This window comes from Bradyrhizobium macuxiense, assembly GCF_007993935.1.
In the GTDB taxonomy this organism is placed as follows: Bacteria; Pseudomonadota; Alphaproteobacteria; order Rhizobiales; family Xanthobacteraceae; genus Bradyrhizobium; species Bradyrhizobium macuxiense_A.
The window spans coordinates 12,713-33,897 of record NZ_VITY01000022.1 but is presented as its reverse complement, the minus strand read 5'-3'; the positions used below and the strand labels follow the sequence as shown (position 1 = coordinate 33,897).

Below are 21,185 nucleotides of genomic sequence, written 5' to 3'. Positions count from 1 at the left end.
CCTGGTGCAGCTGATCCGTGTCGCGTTGTCACCTGGATGTACCTGTCCACTGCTTAGATTGGAATGATAACGATGCCTGCGTCCGAGCACCGCTTTCTCATCGTCAGCTTCGACGGCCTACGTCCCGACTTGATCAGTCCGGAACTGACCCCCAATCTTTGGCGTCTGAAAGCAGCCGGGGTGACGCTCGAGAACCATCGCACCGTCTATCCGAGCGAGACCCGTTCAGCTTTCCCCAGCCTTGTCACCGGCGCCACGTCGGATCGGCACGGCATGGTCGGTAACAAATACATCGATCGGGCCGTCACACCATCGCGCTACATCGATACCTCTGACGCGGTTTTGCTGCGTCGGCTCGATATCGAGAGCGGCGGCCGGCTTTACTCGGCTCCCTCGCTCGGCGAAATCTTGGCAGCGAGCGGACGGTGCCTCGCCGTGCTCGCCACCAACACGCCGGGTACGACCCGGCTTTTCCACCATAAGGCTGAAGATTTCGGCCATGTCCGCCTCTCGGGTCATTTCCGCGAGGCCTGCACGCCGAACGATCTGCTCGACGAGATTGAAGCACGTGTCAGTCCATTGACTCCTGCTCAGCCAAAGACGGAGCCAGACCGTATCGGGCAAGATTGGATCACGTCGGCCTTCCTCGACGTCGTCTGGCCGAAACATCATCCTGATGTCACTATCCTTTCCTATGGCGAGCCAGACGTCACCTCGCATTTCCACGGCACAGGTGCTGAGGCGACGCGGTCCGTCATCGCCCATTGTGACCGCCAGTTTGGCCGTGTGCTCGACTGGTGGGACACGGAGGGAAGGCGGGCCGGCGTTCAGATTTTTGCGATCTCGGACCATGGCCATATCACTGGCCATACGCGCGTGTCGGTGGCCGACAGCCTGCGTGCGGCCGGTTTCAGTCCCGGCCTCGCGCCGGCTTCCGATGTTGACGTGGTGGTTGTGCCGGGCCAGGTCGGCGCTCTCTATCTCGCCGATCCGCAAGAGGCGAAGATCGCCCGGTTGGTTGCGATTATCACGTCCGAGCCGTGGTGCGGGCCGGTGTTCACGCGTGCGAAGGACGAGGTCAACGGAATCGCGGCCGGAAGTCTCTCGAACCGTCTCGTGTTCGCCAATCATGTCCGAGCGCCGGACGTTGCTTTTTCTTTCCGCGCCGACGATACTATCGACTCCTTCGGCCTCCTAGGCGGCACCTTCTACGACAATGATCGCCGGTCCGGCCTCGGGCTTCACGGCGGGCTGCATCCGAAAGAACTCGCAGCAGTGTGCATTGTCGCTGGATCAGCTTTTCCAAATATTGGATCCGTATCTTTCTCGCCGTCGGGAATTTGCGACGTGACGCCGACGATCCTCCATCTGCTTGGCGTTCACGCGCCGCCAACGATGAGTGGACGGGTGCTTGGCGAGCTTGTACGCCCAACAGCGAGCGCTGAACTTGCCTTTCGAGGCGAAATCTTCGAGGCACGACTCGGTAGCTACGGACAGGTTCTTCGTCGAGTCACGGTAGACGACACCACCTACGTTGAGAGCGGAACGGCAGAGAGCTGACACTCGTGACGCGAGCGCTCCCCTGGCGCCCTCAAGAAGCCAATTCAGGAACGACCGTCGGTGCAAATAAATAAGCTTTCAGGAGATCACTTGATGCGTAATGCACGTAGAACACTGCTTCGGGCCGGCGCTTCCGCGATCGGTCTACTCGCAATTCCAGCAATCAGCCGTGCTGCGAATAACGTAAGGCTGAAGATTAGCCATGGGGCACCGCCCTATGCGAAGATGCTGGCCGAGTTAGGCCAGAGGTTCTCCGGGAAGCACCCTGGGACTGAGGTGGAATTCATCGCAAATGGCGAAGGCTGGGACCCACTCTTACAAAACACGTTTCGCGGAGCAATAATTGGCGACTTGCCAGACGCTACGTGGCAGTCGCTTGCCTATACTCCGATCCTCGCCAAGCGCGAAATCTCACAACCACTCGATGAATTTTCAGGAGGTGTTGAAAGGCTTTCGATGATGGGACTTTCCCGCCCGTTGATCGATGCAACCTTGGTGAGGGGAAAGAACTATTCACTGCCGTTCGGAACGACCATTCCGGTCGTCTACTACAACATGAACCTTTTGAAGCGGGCGGGGTTCTCGAAGCCGGAGTTGCCGGAGTCGTGGGACGAGATCATCCAAATTGGAAAGCAGGTGGCATCCCTCGGCGGAAAGGTCAACGGCGGATATGTCGAGTATACAGCCACGAACGCTTGGATGTTTCAGAACATACTCGGAACGCTTGGCGGGCGCGTGATGAACGCAGAGCAAACGGATATTGCTTTCAATGGGTATGAGGGACTGCTGACGCTCGAGATCCTAGCCAAGTTCGGCCGGACCAGCAATTCCGATATGACGCTGGACCAAGCTCGTCAGGCTTTCAACTCTGGAATTAGCGGCGTTCATATTCGAACTGCCAGCGGCATCAACTCGGTTGCGAAGGCGGCATCAGGCCAATTCGAATTGCAGGTGGGGCAGTTGCCTGTCCCGAGTCCGAATGGGCGGCTCGTCGGAGCAGGCCACGGCTTCTTCATGTTCGCCAAGGATTTGGAGCGACAGAGGCGTGTCTGGGATTTCATCAGTTTCGCGACGGGCCCCGATGGTCAGGCCATCCTGGCCAAGCATACCGGATATTTGCCCATCAACATGATCACGCTGAATGATCCGAAGTTCCTTAAGCAGTATTTCGCGGAAAATCCGTATCACCGCTCGATCGTCGAGCGGCTGCCCATCACCGGTGATCAGTTTTCGTTTCCAACTAACAATACAGTGAAGATCGCCGACATGATGTCCGAAGAGATGCGCAAAGTGGTCACCCAACGATCTGAGCCGAAACAAGCGTTGGCTGAAATGGCTGAACAAACTCGAAAGCTGCTCTAGACCCTATGTTTGCCCTCTGAGGTGACGGGCGGCCCGCCCCGCGGCAAGCTCCTATCGAGGGTTGCGCCGGATGGTCCGGCGCCGAGCCTCAAGCATGGGGAGCGGGCCTGATGAACGATAGCATTTTCGTGGGGCTGGATGTGCACAAGGCGACGATTTCGGTTGCAGTGTCTGAAGCGATGCGCGGCGGGGAAGTTCGTAACTTGGGGATCATCCCTAATCGCGCCGATCACATCGACAAGCTGGCGAAGAAGCTTGGCAAGGGTGACCGGCAGGTAAGTTTTTGTTACGAAGCCGGCCCCTGCGGATATGGCCTGCATCGGCAGCTGACGGGGCTGGGGCACAACTGCATCGTGGTGGCCCCCTCGCTGATCCCGATGAAGGCCGGGGATCGGGTAAAAACCGACCGGCGCGATGCGGCGATGCTGGCCAGGCTGCACCGGAGCGGCGAGCTGACAGCGGTGTGGGTTCCGGATGCGGCGCATGAGGCCATGCGCGACTTGGTGAGAGCCCGCGCCACGGCGATGCGTGTGCTCGGCAAGGCGCGGCAACATCTCCAAGGCTTCCTGCTGCGACATGGGCGCATCTATGCCGGGAAGAAGGGATGGACTCTGGCTTATCGTCGCTGGCTCACCACGGTGCGCTTCGATCACCCGGCGAGCCAAATCGTTCTGCAGGACTACATTCATGCCGTGACCGACGCTGAGGCCCGTGTGGACTGCTTGACCACGCGGATCGAGGAGCTGGCGCCACAATGGTCGATGACGCCATTCGTAGAGGCCGTGCAGGCCATGCGCGGCGTCGCCTTCATCGTTGCCGTGACGGTGGTTGCCGAGGTCGGCGACTTCTCCCGCTTCGACAATCCCCGCCAGTTGATGGCCTTTCTCGGCCTCGTGCCATCGGAGCATTCGAGCGGCGCAACCATCCGACGCGGCGGCATCACCAAGGCTGGCAATGCTCTGGCCAGGCGGGCTCTGATCGAGGGGGCATGGACTTATCGCATGCAAGCCCGCGTCAGTCGCAAGCTCCATGACCGTAACGAGCGGCTGCCTCAAGCTATCCGCGATATCGCCTGGAAGGCTCAGGTCAGGCTGTGCGCCCGCTATCGCCGCTTGTCGGCGGCCGGCAAACCCAAGGTGATCGTCACCACCGCCATTGCACGCGAGATGGTCGGCTTCCTGTGGGCGATCACACGTCAAGTACGACTCAGGCCAGCCGCCTGAAGAGCGCTGCTCGACCATATCGGTGCCCAGGGCAGGAGGCAGGGCGCGGTGGGGAATCCTCGTGGCCTGTTATGAGCCGGCATTGCCGACGCTCGCCCCCTAGACCGAGGCAGCCCCAAGACGAAACCACGGTCATGCGGTACCCAACCCGCGCATGAGAGCTTGATCAACCGTCGTTTTTGGCCCTGCCTCCTACCGTGGGTACCTTCGAAGTCCAGCGTCCGGGCGCTCAGCCGGAAGCGGCTCCGCTTGATCGAGTCCCTTGACAGCAAACATGAGAGCAGGCTGTTGAAAAAGGCGCTCGCCGACGACCGGTGGCCGTGATTCATTGGTTCCGACGAGATTCGGAGATGGTGCGTGCGCGGCGGCGACAATCCAACGGGCGAACTGTTCAGCTACGTCGATCTGGAGGCGCGGGTGCGGCGCGATCATCGCATATTGCGTGAGTTCATATCTAATTATTCAATAGGTGTCATCTAGCCGTAGCAGTGCGGGTTTTGAAACTCTCATCCCCCCAACGTGAGCACACGGCGCCGGATCGTGAGACGTTCGAGTTCGTCCTTGATGCCATCGTTCGGGCATACGATGCGTAAGACCAACGCTTCAAGGCGAGGCTCTGCATGAATTCGCGGCACCAGTCCAGAAACGATCGATCTACCTTTTTTCCACGTGAGCGTTGCTCGAAGATCGAAGACGTCCCGCTCTTGGCATATTGCAGACCGGGAGATGTCAAGAAGCCGCTCGTGCTTTTCCTCACAGGTGGCGGCGTCCTGGCGCGCATCGTCTACGGTCATCCACGGGGCGAGGCGAGCGACTTCCTCGACTACTGGCTCGACAGACAAGGGTGGGGGCTGGTCACCGCTACCTACCCTGGCGACCACCCGGTGCTCGCAACACGGAAGCCGGACCTCCGACTAGAGGAATGGGCATCGGCGCTAGCAGGACTTGTAACGGAAACAGTGGGTGAAAGCGGTAAACGTCCGATCATCGCCTGCGGCTGGAGTATGGGCGGCAAGTTGGTTTTTGCCTTGACCCGTGCACTGCGCCTTCGCGGCCACGCGCTTGAATTCTTCGTCTCCTTCTGCGCGACTCCGCCATACCCGCGGATCGACGGTGGGTTGACGCCACCCGAGAGCCTTCTGTCGAACGGGCTTTGGAATCTTTCGGCTGGAAAGCGGGATGGTTCCGTGAGAGACCAGCGCTGGCTGGAAGAACTTTCCACGATCGCGCAGATGGAAGGGCGCAGCATCGTCGAGCCAGAAGCCTTCCGGGATCTTTATCGCACGAATGCCCCGTCGGGACTGTGGGGGCCCGAGATCGACCCGGTTTTTGAAGGCGAACAGCCGCAAGACCTTTCTCGCGCATTTCGCGCGGCATGCGTCTTTTCCGGCGACGACTATCCGATATGCGCGGCAATCATTCCAGTGGATGCGCTGGACTATCGGCACGCCTTGGCGGATGAGGCGATCTGGGGAGGCATCACGATCAAGGGTCTACTACACAATGTCCTGCCAAAATTGGCGCCATCCCAACTCTCTATCCATGACTGGGTACGCTTGCGCGCCTGCGTTGTCGAAGCGCCGCGACGTCTGACCAGACATCTGCCGGGCGGGCATTTCTTCTTTGTCGGAGCTCGTGGCGCGAGAGCCACCGTGACTCATCTCCTCGAGCTTCGTGACGAGGTGCAACGCCTTGAAGCTTTTTTCACCACACTCAGTGGCCCCGACGTTGCGAAAACAGCGCTTCCACTATAGTGGGTTTCGCGCTGTAGCGGACCCCCGCTCGAACCCCGATGTCCTACGCTTCGCGAACGCCGCCAACGCATGTGAAGCAACGTCGTTGGCCACCAAGCCTTGCCTGCTCCGAATTAGCGGTCTGGACGACTGGATACCGTTACTGCGTAGTCCGCACTGCAGTTGTAAGTTCGGTGCTGTAGGTCACATCTATGGCCCCACAGGCATCACAATGACGGGACAAGATCGACCGTAGCTCGTTGATGATGGTCTCGTTACCGTGTGCGGCCCGTGCCATTTTGAGTTGGATTGTGGATGAAGCGAATGCCTCAAAGCTCTGGGTGGTGAAAGTCCTTGGCCAGTCCCATTTCTGTACCATGACCGTTGAAAATCGATTATCTGAGGCAAGCTCAGCATCGAAGTTGGCGACCGAGTGTCCGCCCTGAGCATCCGCGTATGTGCCTGTTCGATAGCCGGGGACGAACGTTTCGAGGAACAGCTCGAAGGATCGGAAGAAGCCGCCCTCATGTCGCCGCTTGTTCTGCAATATTGCAAGGACACCATTATCTACCAGGACGCGGTGCGCTTCTACGTAGAAGCGCATTCGATCGAAGAGTTGTGCCGCACCAGCAGCCGTTATCAACCCAACGCTTCGATCGCTGAACGGAAGCTGCTCGGCCGGAGATTGGACGAATCGAATTGGCCGAATAGTCTTTGTTACTTCAATAGCGCGCTCGATCATGGTCGAGCTTGGCTCTAGGCCAATGACTTCAAAAGACCGGTCGAGCGCATCGGCCAGCATTCGTGTGAAGATGCCCGTCCCGCAGCCGGCGTCGACTACTCGGCGGGAAAACTGACGCAACGGCAGAGCCTGTGCTGCAATCTTATGAACTGCGCTGATAGGATAACCCGGCCGTTCATTGTCATAGTGCTCGCCAAGCGTCTGATAATGTTCGTATCCAGCGGATTGTGTTGAAACGTCTGTCGCCATCTGAGTGCTCCAAAGAAAGTTTTCGTTCGCTTCGACACCGATCCAAGGAGGGACTTACACAGCGCAGGCTAACTTCTGCGTACTGAGCTAAACCTGAAAGGAGTAGTAGCCTGCGGGACCGGTGCTAGCTTAACGGATTAGGGGTGACGGGACTGTTCGATGACTCGTCTGAAGCGGAAATGGGGTTGAAGGTCCGGCAACTGCCTCTCGCCGCCCATCTGTTCGAATTTGTGATATCGGTAGAAGGAGCTTGCCGTTGTTCGCCCGTTGCACCATACAAGTAGCCCACCACGCTGGCGGATTTCACGTAGACCATGGTCGAGTACCGCACTGGCAAACCCAAGGCGACGAAATTCTGTTGCCGTTGCCATTCCACGAATTCTCCAGCTGCGGCCGGATGACTGACTTCCCTGATCCGAGTCCATGTCTTCGAGCGTAAACGTACCGACGGACGCCAAGACCGATCCATAGTAGGCGCCGACGTGAAACAGGGCCTTGGCGTCAGGATAGGCGGGCACTGGTTTCGGAGGTGCGGGTGCCAATTCCGAAGTCCGGAGATCAAGGCCTGCTTCTTCGGAAATCAGGCAAACGTGCAGGTCGGTATCGTTGGTTGGGAACTGGCCTGTTGCGCGGGCTTGGGGTAATTGGCCCTTCATTGCTGCAACTCCTGATCCGAGGGCGCATCAAGAAGTGATGCAATTACCTTCAATCCGCAAACAAGTTCGCCTTGATCCTGCGGCACGCCCAGACCAATCCGAAATTTGCGGTCGCCTTTTTGATTGTTAACGGCGAATGAATTGCCGGGCCCGACAGCTACTCCAGCTTCAAGAGTCGCCTTGACAAACAGGTTAAGCGGCCATGTGTCGGGCAAGTCGATCCAAAGATGATAATTGAAGTCGCTTGGGGATATCTCGACCCGGGGTAACATCGACGCAGCAACGGCCCGGCGTCTCAAGGTTTCTGCTCGCACCGTTCGCAGTATTTCTGTGCCGATCCCATTCGTGAGCCAATGAGATGAGACCTCCGCCACCAACGGGGCGACCATCCAATTCGTGGTCCGCACTCCCGGCCAAAAAACATCTTGCGAGATGTCGGAATTTGGCCCGACGACATAAGCCACCCGAAGCTGCGCGGCGAGAGATTTGCTAAGTCCTAAAATGTACCAGCTCCGCTCGGCCGCATAGAGAGAAAGTGGAGGAGGAGCCTCTTCTGGCAGCACGCCGTATATATCATCCTCAAAGAGCCAAAGATCATATCGGCGAGCCACTGCCGCAATGTCGTCGCGCCTTGCCTCAGACATCGTTGCAGACGTTGGGTTATGCAGTGTGGGCATGCAATAGAGCGCCCGGGCATCGTTGCCCAGCTCGATGCAGGCTTTGTCAAGACTTTCCGGATCAATCCCCTCGACATCCATCGACACACCGCGGAGCCCGATGCCGAATAGGCTCGAAAGTGGCTTGATTGCTGGATAGGTCAGCTCTTCCGTTAGAAGGACACCGCCGGGTTTGACGAACCGAGCCATTAACATCGCCAGAATGCTCTGTGAGCCGTTTGCGAGTACGACACGCTCCGCATTCGGCTTCTGGCCAAGCCGTTGACTAAGCCACGTTGCTCCCGCTTCTCGGTCGCCTACAGTTCCTGTGAAGCGCGGAAAGCGAATGGCATCCGCGATATTTGCACGTCCAAGATCGGCGAATGCCTCCGTCAAAGCGCGTTGAACCACGGGGCTGGGAGGCGGAAAGTTCCGGCTAAAATCGATCGGTATCGCTTTGGGTGACACAGGTTGCATTTGCCCAATCTTATTCACGTCGTCATTTCGCTCTCGGTGGTCACAAGCTTATGAGTTGGCTTCTGATCCCATTATTGAAGGCCGGATTGGGAAATCATCACCAAAGCGATAGAGCCCGCGATCGCGAAGGCGGTGGCGATCGGGACTGCGGTACCTCGAATGGCCGGAACCCGTATCTCAGTCGCGACATGAAGCAGTGCAAGCAGGATAAAGGCGATCGCCACGATGATCGGAAAGACATCGTCAGGGAGTTGCGGACGTGCAAGCAGGAGAACCGCAAGAAGCGGCGTATCGTACGAAACGGGGATACCCATGAACCGAGCGTCGGTAGTAAGACCCACATTCTCGAAATAGCTGAGTCTGATGGCACCCGCTAAAATGAGAAGTAAACTAGCCAGGAGCGACAGGACAGTTCCTCGACTGATAAGTATGATCACCGCAGCCGGGAAGACGACCCCGTGAAAGAAGTCGGCAAAGCCATCAAAGCTCTTTCCGAATTCCGCAACACCTGGACGGCGAACATGGCTGGTGTTGCGAGCAACATGCCCGTCCCAATGATCCAGAAACCAGGTCCAGAGCATTGCCGCAACGCCTAGCTCTATCTTGCCGTTTAGAGCCAGAAACAAGCCGATGACGGCAAATAGATAGGCGAGGGCGGTTATAGCATTTGCATAGTCGCGCAGATATTCGATCATCGCCTTGCTCCCTGCTGCCAGCGATATTGACGTTACCGTGGGAAGTGCGCGGCCCATCGGCGGTGTGAAAATCTCCTCCGCCAGGCGCACATGATCTTCGCTATCGTTATCAAACCGGCGGATATCGCTGCGATGCGCCGTCGTTCCTGCGGCAAGCATCGCGGCCCGCATACTATTGAGCATTTCAAGGTCTCCTTCTGGTGAGGTTTAGGCGGCGGGTCTCCTGGTCTTCAGACTGTTCAGAGTCTCGACTACCCGTTTCAGTCCGAGCTCCAGCAGGTCTGGGGTAGCGCCGAAGGAGAGACGAAGGCCATTTACGTCGCCAAAGGTGCTGCCGGCAACGGATGCCACACCGGCTTCGTCCAGAAGCAATCGTGCAACGTCGTCGGTCGATCGAAGGCGACCGGTAGCTGGCTGAGCGGAAACAAGCCTACTCAGATCGAGATAGAGGAAGAACGAGCCTTTCGCGCCCGGCGTAGCCACGTCATGTAGACCAGAAAGAAGGAGAAGACCCTTGTTGCGAGCCACGGAAAGGCGCTGATGCATCTCTCGTTCAAAGCTTCCGTCACCAACTTGAAGGTGGTGTAGGATCGCGTGCTGCGCGATCACATTAGCGTTCGAGGTCGTATGGCTCTGCAATTTCTTAGCGGCAGAAACGATCTCCGAGGGTGCCGCCAAGTAGCCCAGGCGCCAACCGGTGATCACCAGTTCCTTAGAGAAGGCATTGACCAGGATTGTCCGTGAACGTACGCCGGGATGCGTCATGACGATCGACTCATGGCGTGTACCGGTGAATACGAAGCTGGAGTAGCATTCGTCGGAAACGATCCAGAGCTTATAGTTGATTGCGAGATCGCCGATAGCTTGAAGGGTCGTTCTATCATAGACTGCGCCGGTCGGATTGTTCGGCGAGTTGATGATAATGACCTTCGTGCGCGGGGTGACAGCAGCGCGGATTGCGTCCATATCGGGAACATATGTCGGGGAGTGAGCATCAACGAAGGCGGGCTTTGCGCCGGCGAGAAGGACCTGATACGGGAATGTCGGCCAGCAGGGGCGGATGATAATAGCCTCGTCACCCGGATCGAGCACGGCCAAGGCAGCGTCGAGCAGGCCTTGCTTTGCACCCGCAGTGATAGCAATTTCATCCGCATTCCAGCTGAGGCCTGTTTGCGCTGACAGCTTCTCGGCGACAGCCTTGCGAAGCGGCATCAGGCCGATGGAATCGGTATAGCGGCTCGTCCCAGCATTGATGGCAGCGATCGCGCCTTCGCGCACGGATGACGGTGGCTCGATGATGACTTCACCGGACGCCAGGTCGATGATCTGGCGTCCCGTCGCGACAGCCGCCGTGGCAGCTTCCCGGGCAGCGGCAGTACCCGAATCAGCAAGCAAAGACATCCGTTTCGCCAACATTTGCGCTACCCCTGAGCTGATTGTCGCGTTTTAAGGTGATCCGAACAGCTTGGCAGCCGCTAGGCGGTCTCAACCCCGACGATGCCGCCAAGTTCACCTGTAGAGATGAGCGCCCATCATTTTGGCTAGGGCGACGCCCAGCGCTTCGACCGGGGCCCTTGGCGAGAAACGTTAACGTTGCATTGCCGAACACCTCCAAGTGACGTTTTGACGAGCGCGAAGCCTCACCAGCAAATCTGTGACATGCTTCTGTCATCTAGATCAATCGCTAGCGTTGGTAGTTGACGGCAGCTCAAATGCTTGCACGTCAAATATAGAAGTGGCGTTCGAGCTGCGGCGACCGTGATTACGATCGTGAGACTCGGATCGCTAGGTTGCAGGAGCTCGGAAGACGCGTCCGTTCGGCCTAGTCAATGAGCCGATCGCGAAGGTCGCTCTGCATTAAGCAGGATTTTTCAGTCTTTCGCGCGTCGTTGGATCCCCTGAAATGGTGATCTCGCATTCGTTCGGAGACGGTGTCAGCGCCGCTGGCGCCGAAGCAGCGATATATTTGGTCACTGACGTGGAAGGGGGCGGGTCGCCATCTTGCACATTTGACGACAGCTCGGTTGAGGGAGACGTTACGCAGGCACGCCTACATCTATGAGCAACTCGCAATGTCGCTCCCGCGGCCTCGTCGATGCTTCCGGGAATGTCTCGGTCGACGCGTGCTCGCTTCAATACCGGGACCGGTCATGTCAACTCACCATCCGCTCAGAAGCCTCGGCGCCAAAATTGCGTCTTGCCGCATCCCAAGTTGCTGAGGGCCGCGCAAAGGAAGGATTACGACCCTGCGCGCGGTCGCAGTCTCAGGGTGAGAGGGCGAGCGTAGCTGAGCTGGATCACAATAACAGCGGACAAGACGGCTCCGTAAATGGGACACCGAACCAATCAAGGCTCCTCCCCGGTTTCACAACATCCGAGCCGCGCTTCTTCGTGCGAGCTGCGGCACGCCACCGAGGTGGTCTGCCCGGCCCCGCCCATCACCAGCTCAATGCTCCGACAGATCGAGAAATGGTTTGCGGAAAGATAGAGGACCTCCGGCAGTTGCGCGTTCCAGAGGATCGTGATCACCAATTCCAGGCCATCGTGATCACTCATTCCAGAGCATCGTGATCACTGTTTCCAGGGGATTGTGATCGCCAATTCCACGGGATCGTGATCGCTATTTCCAGCGGATCGTGATCGGGGACAGCGAGCCGGACACCACTGACAGTCTGCAACCCAGGTAGCTTGGTCTTTTGCCCGACAGCAGAGGATCGAGATGCCGACAGAGAGACTGTCCATGCGCCACATTTGCGAAGTTTTACGCCTGCATTACAGCGTCGGCATGTCGCAGCGCGCCGTTGCCCGCAGCCTCGGCCTGGCCCAGGGCACGGTCAACAAGTACCTCAACCTAGCGCGCCGGGCCGGCCTGACCTGGCCGTTGCCGCCGGAGCTCGATGACGATGGCCGGCTCGAGAACCGCCTGTTTCCGCCACCGTCCGATCTGCCCAGCGATGAGCGTCCGCAGCCGGATTGGGCGCTCGTGCATCGCGAGCTGCGGCGGAGGAACGTCACGCTGATGCTGCTATGGGAGGAGTACAGCGACTCCCGCTCCGACAGTTTCAGCTATTCCTGGTTCTGCGAAGGCTACAAGGAATGGGCCGGCCGCCTCAAACCGACCCTGCGTCAGGTTCACGTCGCCGGCGAGAAGCTGTTCGTCGACTATTCCGGCCACACGCTGGAGGTGGTCGATGGGCTCACCGGCGAGGTGCGCACGGCGCAGATCTTCGTCGCCGTGCTCGGCGCCTCGAACTACATCTATGCCGAGGCCAGCCTCACACAGAGCCTGCCGGACTGGATCGCCTCGCACGTTCGGGCATTTGCATATTTCGGCGGCGTGGCCCGGCAGACGGTGAGCGACAATCTCAAGGCCGGCATCACCCGAGCGTGCTTTCACGAGCCAATGGTCAACCGGACCTATGCCGATCTCGCCCGCCATTACCGTACCGCCATCGTCCCAGCGCGGCCGTATCGTCCGCGGGACAAGGCCAAGGTCGAAGTGGGTGTCCAAATCGTCGGTCGATGGATTCTGGCTCGTCTACGCAATCGCCGTTTCTTCTCGCTCGCCGCCCTCAACGAAGCGATCCACGGGCTTCTCGTCGATCTCAACAACAGGCCGCTCCGGAGCTGGGGACGAAGTCGGCGTGAGCTGTTCGAGGAGCTCGATCGTCTGGCCCTCATCCCCTTGCCGGACGAACCCTACGAGTACGCGGAGTGGAAGCGGTGTCGAGTGAACCTCGACTATCATGTCGAGATCGCCAAACACTATTACAGCGTTCCCCACAACCTTGTGCATCAGGAGGTCGAAGCACGAATCACCGCGCGAACGATCGAGATTTTCTTGCGCGGCAAGCGCGTCGCCTCGCATCTGCGCAGCACCCTGCCGCACCGTCCAACGACGATCGCCGAGCATATGCCGAGCTCGCATCGCCGCTACCGCGACTGGACCCATGAGCGCATCCGCTCCGAAGCCGCTAAGGTAGGGCCCGACGCCGAGACCCTGATCGAGGTCATCCTGCGCTCGCGGCCGCATCCGGAACAAGGCTTCCGCTCAGCCATCGGCATTCTCGGACTGGTCAAACGCTACGGCGAGGAACGTGTCGACGCCGCCTGCGCCCGCGCCCTTTTGCTCAACGCCCGTTCCTACAAATCGGTCGCTGCCATCCTCAAGAACGGCACCGACAAAACCGCGCCTCCGACCCAGGAGGCGCCCATCCTCTTCCACGCCAACATCCGCGGCCGCAATTACCACAACTGATCAGGAGATCATCGTGCTCATTCATCCGACCGTCGAACGCCTACGGGCACTCGGCCTCACTGCCATGGCAGACACCCTCATCGAACTGCAGAACAATCCCGAGGCCGCCGAGATGCCGCACCCCGATTGGCTCGGCCTCCTTGTCGATCGCGAGGTCACCTCGCGCGACAACCGTCGCCTCGTACGGCGCTTGAGCAATGCCAAGCTCCGCCAGGCCGCCGCCATCGAGAATGTCGATTATCGCGCCGCTCGTGGTCTCGACCGTTCGCTGTTCCAAAACCTCGCCACCTGCCAATGGATCCGCGAGCACAACCATCTGGTCATTGTCGGTCCGACCGGCACCGGCAAGTCCTCGCTGGCCTGCGCGCTCGGCAACAGAGCCTGCCGCGATGGCTTCTCCGTCCTCTACAAGCGCGTGCCCCGCTTGTTCGCTGATCTCGCCCAGGCGCGCGGCGAAGGCCGTCTCGCTCGCCTGATTGCCGCGCTGGAGCGCATCAATCTGCTCATCCTTGACGACTGGGGACCCGAACCGCTCACTATCGACCAGCGCCGTGATCTGCTCGAGATCGTCGATGATCGCTACGACAAGGGATCACTGTTGATCACAAGTCAGGTCCCGGTGTCACAATGGCATGACGTGATTGCCGATCCGACGCTCGGCGACGCCATATTGGACCGCATCATTCACAACGCCCACCGCATCGAGCTCAAAGGCGACAGCCTGCGTCGCCGGGCCGACGATAGGACAAAAGCATGACCACCGCGCGCCCGATCGCCCCACCGGCCCACAGGTCCCTCCCGCGCGCGCCGCTGCGTCGCTCGTCGGGGCCACTCCGCGCCGCGCGCGGGGCCCTCCCATGGACCGCCGGAACGATCTCCAAACCCTCCCGCCCGTCTTGACCAGGAAGACCATTTCCAGCACACATCAACACGTCAGTCGTGTTCGCCTCCGCAAGTGATCACCATCGTCTGGAATCCCTGATCGCGATGGCCTGGAATCGCTGATCACCATCCCTGGAATACGCAGGCAGTTATAGGGCACCGGGGTATTATCAAGATCGGGGCTAATTAGCCTGCAACTTGTACGGTAGAACCGAGGAGGGCGAATCTGTGAAAATGCGCTCGGCGATGCGCAGATCCTCTACGCTGTCGATTTCGTACCACCTGAGCCCGTCGCATCTCGCCGCTGCGAGCTGTAGGCCACGCCTTTCCACGAGATAAGCAAGAAGCTCCTCTATGTAGCCCTGCGTTGCTCCAGCCCCGATGATATCGTCCAGAGCTGGAACGATTGTGGTTCTGAGGGTCGGCGCCGAGAGTCGTAGCAGGTTCATCGTCTTGAAAAGGCTTGGGCCGTTCGCGGCAAGGTTTGCCGCTGTTTGTTTCAAGCGGAAACTTGAGATAAATCCATCATCCGACAACAGAACTGCCGACCCTTCCATCAATTCACCGAAGCTAGCTACTGCGGCGATATCCGTCGCTTTGCCGATCGTCAGATAGTGCAACGCGTCCTCCTCGAAGAATACGTCGCCCTCAAGAAGAAAGCAGTCTCCGGAAAGAAGCGCATGGCGTGCCAGCCATAGCGAATATGCGCTCCCGGTACGGTCGAAAACGGTTGACTCGACATAGTTGATGTCCAACCCACTAAAGCGTCTGCCACAGGCATATTGAATCGCGTCCTTGCGGTAGCCGACGACGACCGTTACCTGTTCCACACCGATGGCTTCTAGGTTTCGCAGGGCGTTATAAAGTATCGGAGTGCCGTTGACCTCGACTAGCGGCTTCGGACGCAGGTCGGTGAGCGGACGCAGGCGAGAGCCGCAGCCGGCCGCGAGAATGACGGCGTTCTTGGGAGTATTAGTTGCCATTTCCTTTCCTCTCATCGTCGCAGAAGTGGCCACCGCTGCTCCCGGGCGACGAGGACGCCGACGAGTAGCCTCTGGCTGTTGCAAATAGTTGCGGAAGTGGCGGAAGACCTGCTGAAGCTCTTGAATGCATCCCACGAGCCACGGAGACAAAGACCCGTGGGTCTTCCTTGCAAGAGAAGCGGGCTCGTGTGTTTTTCTCGATATCTGGCGATCTGGATATGTGAATAGATCGGCTTGTGGGGGACGATAGTACGGTACGTTTCGGCCGCGTGAATGCTGTCGCGCATTTCGTTAATCTCCACGCGGACGTTTTAGGTTGCTGTCAGCTGCAAAAGGATCGTCCAGAGCAGCGCTGGGATCGAGACTGAATATGCTATTGTGGGACGAAAACCTATTGTCGTAGATCAGTGGGGTGAGGCAGGTATCGCGCTTCGGCATGGGCGAGTTCGTCGTACTTCAACAGCTCGAACACCTCGTCGAGCGTCGCAATATTTGGCTCAATGCTGGCAGTGCTCTCCTCAGCGAGGATACGATCGCAGACCTGTCGCATTGCCGCCATTGCCGCGCGCATGGAGTGGTTGGCCCAGATCACCGTAGAGATGCGGGATTTGCGATAAGCAGAAACCGGTGTTCGATAGTATTTCGTTGGAACGATCACGACTGGCAACCTGTCCTGCCAGACGCGCGTGAACGCAACGATCTCGTCCGCGGCGGTCCTTCGCGAGTGAATGAGGATCGCATCGGCTCCAGCGTCGGCGTAAGCGTGAGCGCGCAAAATGGCTTCGTCCATGTCATGCCCGGCGATCAACGCCTCGATACGTGCAACGAGGATCAAATCGTCCGCGGTTGAATCCTTTATGGCGCGCAAGCGGCCGGAGAATTCCTCGATATCGGCGAGGGGATGCCGATCACCAACAAACGAATTCATCTTCGGAAAGCAGCTGTCCTCCAATGCGACGCCGGCAGCGCCACGCTGACGGAGTTTGCGTGCCAGTAGGCGAGCATTGTTGAAGTTCCCGAAGCCGCCATCCCCATCAACGAGCACAGGAAGCGTGGTCGAGTCCGCGATGCGTTCAACCACGTCGACGAGTTGGCTCCAGGACGCTTCGTTGGCATCGCGGTATCCGAGGGAGCAGGCAATCGACAGACCCGATGCCCAGAGACCTTTGAACCCTGCGCGCTCGGCGATCGCGGCGGAGAGGCCATCATGCGCTTCCATGAGAAATGAGAGTTCGCTGCTGGAGCAGATCTGAGCGCGTAGCATGTCGGTGAGTGAGCTATCGGCGCGTGGATCAGAGCCACTGGCGGGAACAGATTGTTGTGATTGGTTCTGCATGCCGAGTCCCTGCCGGTGCGTTTGATCGGCCAACGTTTATCGGTCAATAGGTGACATCGTTCTGTCATCTAGATCAATGACCGTGGTTAGTAGTTGACAGGGCGCAAAAATGCTTCGTCTCCAACAGACGAGCAGGAATCATAGCCAAGTCAAAACGATCACAAGCCGGTCAATTGTTGATGGCGGAAATTAAAGGCGCGCGTGGATCCCACACGCCAATTGAGTTCTCCTCTCCTGCATCGTTGATCTTGTATTTTGCGCGGCTAGTGACCGACGGCGAGCCCCAACCCAAAGGAAGCGCTCTTTCTACCATCGGTGGCTGTCACCGCAGTGTCGATGGCGTCTACCAGGCCTCCAAATCCGTTTGCGATCGGCCACCAGATGGGCCAGGCGACACTGGCGACGACTTGCTTGGGGCCCATCGGGACCTTGCGATCACGGTAGAAATGGCCCGTCGCGCAGAGAAACCCAAGCATATAAACAAAGAGAAACGGCGAGGGTGCCTCGGCAAATTCCATAGCTTGCCCTTCTGAGCATAGATGATTGTGGTCGACGACCATGAATTCATTATTCGAGGCGGTACGTCCTGCCGTTGGTGTTCGGGTCGGTGTTGTCGCTTGAGGAAAACATCAGAACGGGCGCGGTTTCATCAATCTCTTTATATAGCCTGTAAAGGCCGCTACCTTTCACCCAGATCTCTTGCGGGTCGCTGTTCGGCGGACCAAGCAGTTTGTTATCTTCGTAAAGCCGCGCCTCCCTGAGGTGACGGAGCGGGTACTTGACCACGATGACATAGGCGTTCCCTTGCCAGCGACGAAACTCGCTATGAAGGCTGCGATCAATCGGTTGCGTAGGCAGCAGGTAAAGAAACCCGCTTGATGCGAGCGCGAACAGAATTGCGGCGCACGTGATGCGCAAGCTGACATTCTCCTCGCTCTCTGCTCTATCCGGCGCACGATCTCCAACTGCGCCGGCTGTCACGAAGAGGCTGTAGGCCTCCGACTGGCCTTGTCCGCGACCGCTATGGTAGCCCGCCGGTAGGCGATGTAGACGCACAGCAGAAGGAGCGCGCCGCCTGCAAAAGGAATGAAAAGAGTAGTCACAACGAACTACCTTTTGATTGCTGCTGAATATTTCAGCGACCCATATAGCCGTTCGCGGCGGTAGGTAAGCTGCGCGCTTCGTCATTGCAGCAGTGTTTTTGATCATTCTTTGTACGTTGCGTACCTATGCGGGAGGCGCTGATACCTGCCCATTTTGAAGAGTTGATCGTGCAGCGCGGTTAGGGTCGGGACGGTGAGTAGGGGCTTGCGGCCGGCGTGACAGACAGCTCATGTCGGCCGCGAACTGCTCAGGGCCGCTTTGGCGTAGCCATCGGTTCGCCATGCACATTCACCTTGGAAGTCGGGACGTTCTTCCCGTCACAGTATTCGCAATTTCAGATTATCAGAACCTCCATGCGGAGAAATCGCGCAAATTGACGGCACTGGAACGGCGCGGGGCTAGAAGGATCTTGGTCTTGGACCAGTCATCATCCTCTCCCGCGCACCCCAATGATCGACACGCAGGCGCACGATTTCCTCGACGCGTTGGCCGGCAGTCATGATCAGTTGCACAGCGCGAGGATAGGAGGGATGAACCGGCGTATCGGGGCGTTCCAGCCAACGATAGAGTTGCACGAACTCTTCCTCGTTGAGCCAGCGCGTGCTCTGGACCTTGGAGTCGGTCGGAATTTCCGAGGCCGGATTGGAGGGGACACGGAAGCGGCGCGGGGACGTATTCCGATAATCGTTGTCGGATTTCATCCCCCAAACTCTAAGCCGCGTGGATGTAACATCCACGTGGTCGGCCACTAGTGGAACTCGAGCCGCCGCAGGATCCGTCTGGCTTCGGCAGGCGGGAACCCAGATACAGGGCGCCGGCGGAGCGGGTCGATAGATTGTCTTGGACGACCTGGGGTCTCGGCGTCGGGATAGTGGATGTCGACGAGTTCGCGCCTGCATTGAGCGCAATCGTCTGCTGCACGTCGCTCAGTGACTTTGACCTTGCGCGAGGGGCAGTGCATCAGCGCGCCCTTGCGGTCGCTATTGGCGCATTTGTGAATTCCTCTGAGACCCGTCAGCTTCTCGAAAGCTAACCCTCCTACCGTGGAAACGTGGAGGTCTGAGGACTCAGACCTGTGAACGTCCCTCAAACTGAGGAATAGGGATGGATCCACTTAACAATATCAACCCATTGGATAATCCAGATTTCGCCCGGACATACGTCAGCAGACCGCGGACGCGCTTAGCTCGCTTGCGCGCGATCACGATTTCCAAAGCCGCCTTTGCGGATGAATTCGTGGCGCGCCCAGTCGGGTAACACCTGTCACAGGAGCATAGATGGGCGGCTGCATTTCACGACTGAGCGTACGGCACGAGAGCTGCCAAGACCATGAACCCGCCCAGGAAACCGAGTTTGCTGCTCACCTTGAGTCCGCGCGATCAAGTCCGCCTCGATCCAGTGTTGAATGGCAGCATTTGCGAGAGCCATCTCGGAACACCGACGTCGGAGACGCGTCGAGCAGTAGCCGCTCTCCACGCATTAACGAGAAACTCGAGTTGCTTGCTCAAGCTCTGGAGCGTGCCGGGCAAGCGGGAATTCCATCCAGTCTGATGGAATACGGTCAGCAGGTAGCTCACCATCTGTCCGCCAACATACAACCTGACGAGAAAATGTTGTCGCTCGACGTCAACAATTTTCATCACCTGGCGGACAGCTACAACAGGCGCTACCCGGACCTTGACCTTAGGCATATGGATTCACCTGCCACGTTTCTTGACGCATTGACTTGCCGGTCATCGGATAGTGCCTGGCGTGCAGTCGTACGGTTGTCAGACGGCGAGAAGCACCACTTTGCCGCCGACGTTCGGACGCGCGCGGGAGCAGCTCCGACCGTTATCGTGATGGAGGGGGCCAATTTTTACACCTTTGTGACCGCCTACTTCAAATTGCGGCGAGAATCGCCACGGCTGCTGGGAACTGAGTCGAAGTGGGCCTTTATCGAGATTGGCGCGCAGAAGTCGGCTGCTGATTGCGTGATATTCGGTTTACAGTTTGCGCTCGCCGCATACCGAATGTCATCGACGTTCGATAGCTGGCATGACAATCTGCGTCAGTATGGAACGATTGCGCACGAAGGTGACTACTCCAGCGACTATATGCCCTCGCCCGACGCCATGCTGGAATATGCTCAAATAAACCTGTTTCACGGGGAGAGGTTCCTTCCAGCGCCTTTTTACAAGCACTCCCACTCCAGCGGCGTGATTGAGGAGGTGGCAGGCCACCAACCTAGCCTCAAAGAAAAAGACCTGAGCACGAGCAGCCGCGATCCAAAAACGGAGTCGTTGGCCAAACGCCTCGAAGCGTTTGCTGTCCAGCGAGGCTCCCTTCAATACAGCGCATCGATCGAGACCTCGAGGGCTACCAAGATCCGGACGGCACTGGACACAATGCTGCGCGACGACTGATAGATTCTCTGTGTTAATTCGAGCGGAAGCTCCAGTTTTTCGCTCGGTACGTGCAATCGGACGCCAAACGCGCCGAGCCGGCCCCTACATCACCCGGCGACTTGGTGATGCGGCCGTGAACGGAGCAAGCAGCGTGCCGAACCGAGGCTGCGCCTACTGCAAGCATCCCCACGCGAGGACCGCCAAGGGGCTTGAAGCTTACGCAGCGTCAAGTTGTACATTCTCAGCCCTAGTGTTCTCCGAGTGAGCAAAATGGGCCGGGAATGGTAACAAGCGCAGGTGATGGACAAGACCGACCGCATACGATGCTCAACTTCGTCACCGAGCTCGGTCCGCTGATCGTCTTCTATGTTATCAACGCGAAATTCCGGCTGTTCGCGGCTACCGCCGCATTCACGGCTGTGACCGTCCTGGCAGGGATTGCATCGCTTGTAGTGAAGGGTCACATGTCGATCATATCGCTGATCACCAGCATCAGCGTGCTGGTGTTTGGTACGCTGACGCTGGTGTTGCATGACGAGAAGTTCATCAAGGTCGATGCAACCATCGTCAGCGGACTGCTTTCGACGCTTCTCGGTGGCGGACTTCTGTTTGACCGCTCCTTCATTGTGGTGATATTGGATCGCATTGTCAATCTGACACCGCAGGGCTGGCGTATCCTCACCTTCAGCTGGGCGATGTTCTTCGCAGGCATGACGATCTTGAACGAGGTCATCTGGCGAACCCAGACCACGGATGTCTGGGTGACCTTCAGGACGTTCGGTGTGACGATGTTGAGTCTGCCCTTCGGTTTCGTTCTGATACCGCTGACCAAGCGCTACCATGCCGCGCCTGTGTCGCGTTCCGCTCAATCATCTTATGTTC

At 58.4% G+C, this 21,185-nt stretch carries 17 protein-coding genes and 2 pseudogenes; 8 read left to right on the top strand and 11 right to left on the bottom strand.

From position 1 onward, the window contains the following. The first annotated feature begins 72 nt into the window (after positions 1 to 72). The 4 genes from FBZ93_RS37955 (at position 73) to FBZ93_RS37940 (ending at position 5,899) form a co-directional block, all read left to right on the top strand. A complete protein-coding gene (locus FBZ93_RS37955) occupies positions 73 to 1,560 on the top strand; it encodes an alkaline phosphatase family protein (RefSeq protein WP_146992675.1) in 1,488 nt (495 codons plus the stop codon). A gap of 93 nt (positions 1,561 to 1,653) precedes the next feature. After that, positions 1,654 to 2,922 (top strand): extracellular solute-binding protein, encoded by a 1,269-nt coding sequence (locus FBZ93_RS37950; protein ID WP_146992673.1) that lies wholly within the window; start codon positions 1,654 to 1,656, stop codon positions 2,920 to 2,922. A gap of 110 nt (positions 2,923 to 3,032) precedes the next feature. Further along, positions 3,033 to 4,145 (top strand): IS110 family transposase, encoded by a 1,113-nt coding sequence (locus FBZ93_RS37945; RefSeq protein WP_146992671.1) that lies wholly within the window; start codon positions 3,033 to 3,035, stop codon positions 4,143 to 4,145. Between the two features lie 620 nt (positions 4,146 to 4,765). Beyond that, positions 4,766 to 5,899 (top strand): hypothetical protein, encoded by a 1,134-nt coding sequence (locus FBZ93_RS37940; RefSeq protein ID WP_146992669.1) that lies wholly within the window; start codon positions 4,766 to 4,768, stop codon positions 5,897 to 5,899. Positions 5,900 to 6,038: 139 nt separating this feature from the next. Here the strand turns inward: FBZ93_RS37940 and FBZ93_RS37935 are convergent, their stop codons facing one another. The 6 genes from FBZ93_RS37935 to FBZ93_RS37910 all read right to left on the bottom strand — a co-directional run bounded on the left by FBZ93_RS37935 (position 6,039) and on the right by FBZ93_RS37910 (position 11,909). After that, positions 6,039 to 6,869, bottom strand: a complete 831-nt coding sequence (locus tag FBZ93_RS37935) for a class I SAM-dependent methyltransferase (RefSeq protein ID WP_146992667.1) — start codon at positions 6,867 to 6,869, stop codon at positions 6,039 to 6,041. A gap of 137 nt (positions 6,870 to 7,006) precedes the next feature. Beyond that, positions 7,007 to 7,525, bottom strand: coding sequence for a GNAT family N-acetyltransferase (locus FBZ93_RS37930; RefSeq protein ID WP_146992666.1), 519 nt, complete (start codon positions 7,523 to 7,525; stop codon positions 7,007 to 7,009). Then, on the bottom strand, positions 7,522 to 8,676 hold the full coding sequence (locus FBZ93_RS37925) for a PLP-dependent aminotransferase family protein (protein WP_146992663.1): 1,155 nt from the start codon (positions 8,674 to 8,676) through the stop codon (positions 7,522 to 7,524). The genes FBZ93_RS37930 and FBZ93_RS37925 overlap by 4 nt, the downstream gene beginning before the upstream one ends. A 53-nt stretch (positions 8,677 to 8,729) precedes the next feature. Next, positions 8,730 to 9,536, bottom strand: coding sequence for a CDP-alcohol phosphatidyltransferase family protein (locus tag FBZ93_RS37920; protein ID WP_246667814.1), 807 nt, complete (start codon positions 9,534 to 9,536; stop codon positions 8,730 to 8,732). Positions 9,537 to 9,560: 24 nt separating this feature from the next. Continuing rightward, positions 9,561 to 10,769: a pyridoxal phosphate-dependent aminotransferase gene (locus tag FBZ93_RS37915; RefSeq protein ID WP_146992661.1), complete on the bottom strand. Its 1,209-nt coding sequence runs from the start codon at positions 10,767 to 10,769 to the stop codon at positions 9,561 to 9,563. A 930-nt stretch (positions 10,770 to 11,699) separates the two neighbouring features. Further along, entirely contained in the window at positions 11,700 to 11,909 is a 210-nt protein-coding gene (locus FBZ93_RS37910) for a hypothetical protein (RefSeq protein WP_146992660.1), read from the bottom strand. A 163-nt stretch (positions 11,910 to 12,072) separates the two neighbouring features. Between FBZ93_RS37910 and istA the strand changes: the two genes are divergently transcribed. Next, complete coding sequence (istA, locus tag FBZ93_RS37905; protein WP_167529415.1) at positions 12,073 to 13,611, top strand: IS21 family transposase; 1,539 nt, start codon at positions 12,073 to 12,075, stop codon at positions 13,609 to 13,611. 13 nt (positions 13,612 to 13,624) lie between these two features. Beyond that, positions 13,625 to 14,368, top strand: coding sequence for an IS21-like element helper ATPase IstB (istB, locus tag FBZ93_RS37900; protein WP_146992656.1), 744 nt, complete (start codon positions 13,625 to 13,627; stop codon positions 14,366 to 14,368). Positions 14,369 to 14,675: 307 nt separating this feature from the next. Here the strand turns inward: istB and FBZ93_RS37895 are convergent, their stop codons facing one another. The 5 genes and pseudogenes from FBZ93_RS37895 to FBZ93_RS37875 all read right to left on the bottom strand — a co-directional run. Beyond that, on the bottom strand, positions 14,676 to 15,476 hold the full coding sequence (locus FBZ93_RS37895; protein WP_146992810.1) for a phosphocholine cytidylyltransferase family protein: 801 nt from the start codon (positions 15,474 to 15,476) through the stop codon (positions 14,676 to 14,678). A gap of 391 nt (positions 15,477 to 15,867) precedes the next feature. Next, positions 15,868 to 16,740, bottom strand: a complete 873-nt coding sequence (aepX, locus tag FBZ93_RS37890) for a phosphoenolpyruvate mutase (protein WP_146992808.1) — start codon at positions 16,738 to 16,740, stop codon at positions 15,868 to 15,870. Positions 16,741 to 17,075: 335 nt separating this feature from the next. Then, positions 17,076 to 17,330, bottom strand: a complete 255-nt coding sequence (locus tag FBZ93_RS37885) for a hypothetical protein (RefSeq protein ID WP_146992654.1) — start codon at positions 17,328 to 17,330, stop codon at positions 17,076 to 17,078. A gap of 49 nt (positions 17,331 to 17,379) precedes the next feature. Then, positions 17,380 to 17,730 carry a hypothetical protein gene (locus tag FBZ93_RS37880; RefSeq protein WP_246667813.1) on the bottom strand — a complete coding sequence of 117 codons (351 nt, stop codon included), beginning with the start codon at positions 17,728 to 17,730 and terminating at the stop codon, positions 17,380 to 17,382. A 551-nt stretch (positions 17,731 to 18,281) separates the two neighbouring features. Beyond that, positions 18,282 to 18,665: pseudogene (locus FBZ93_RS37875) on the bottom strand (site-specific integrase); the annotation flags it as partial. 747 nt (positions 18,666 to 19,412) lie between these two features. On the opposite strand from FBZ93_RS37875, the gene FBZ93_RS37865 reads away from it, so the two are divergent. Next, positions 19,413 to 20,321, top strand: a complete 909-nt coding sequence (locus FBZ93_RS37865) for a YopJ family acetyltransferase (protein WP_283810883.1) — start codon at positions 19,413 to 19,415, stop codon at positions 20,319 to 20,321. Positions 20,322 to 20,603: 282 nt separating this feature from the next. Further along, positions 20,604 to 21,178, top strand: a pseudogene (locus FBZ93_RS37860) (inner membrane-spanning protein YciB); the annotation flags it as partial. Positions 21,179 to 21,185: the final 7 nt, after the last annotated feature.